This is a genomic window from Azonexus sp. GW821-FHT04F04 (assembly GCF_059420025.1).
Genome location: NZ_JBWKSX010000029.1, coordinates 1 through 821, shown reverse-complemented (window position 1 = coordinate 821; position 821 = coordinate 1). Strand labels below are relative to the sequence as shown.

At 66.1% G+C, this 821-nt stretch carries 1 protein-coding gene; it reads right to left on the bottom strand.

Annotated elements, in window-relative coordinates; genetic code table 11:
• Nucleotides 1–821 (bottom strand): Calx-beta domain-containing protein (locus AC07TV_RS22730; RefSeq protein ID WP_494650685.1); only part of this gene is annotated, 821 nt, incomplete at both ends.

Sequence of the window (821 nt, the reverse complement as noted above, 5' to 3'; positions counted from 1 at the left end):
GCGGCTTCGTCAATGATCAGGTCGTTGATCGAGAAGCCCGGACGGTCGTCGTTGGCCGGGCCGCCCGGCAGGCTGCGACCGTCGTCCACAATGGTGCCGGTGGCGCTGCTGGTGCCGAGCACGGCGTTGCCCGGGTTGCTGATCGAGACGGTGAAGTCTTCGGAGATTTCGTATTGCGTGTCGTTGGCGATGGCAATGGTGATGGTTTTTTGGGTTTCACCGGCGGCGAAGTTGAGCGTGCCGCTTTGCCCGGTGTAGTCGGCACCGGCGGTCGCCGTGCCGTTGGCGGTGGCGAAGTCGACGCTGACCGGTTGTTCGGTGGCGCCGACCTTGGTGACCGTGAAGGTGACGGTGCCGGCGGCTTCGTCGATGATGACGTCGCTGCCGATGTTGAGCGTCGGACGGTCGTCGTTGGCCGGGCCGCCCGGCAGGTTGCGGCCGTCGTCCACAATGGTGGCGACCTGGGTGGTGTCACCGAGGGTGGCGTTGTTCGGGGCGCTGAGCTCAACGCTGAAGTCCTGGGCGCCTTCGAAGATGCTGTCGTTGGTGATGGCGACGGTGATGGTCTTGACCGTTTCGCCGGCAGCGAAGTTGAGCGTGCCGTTGGCGGCGGTGTAGTCGGAACCGGCAACCGCCGTGCCGTCTACCGTGCCGAAGTTGACGCTGGCGGCGAGGTCGGTGGCGCCGGTCTTGGTGACCGTGAAGGTGATGGTGCCGGCCGCTTCGTCGACCACGAAGTCGGATCCCATGTCGAAGACCGGACGGTCGTCATTGGCCGGGCCACCCGGCAGGGTGCGACCGTCGTCCACGATGGTGCCGAC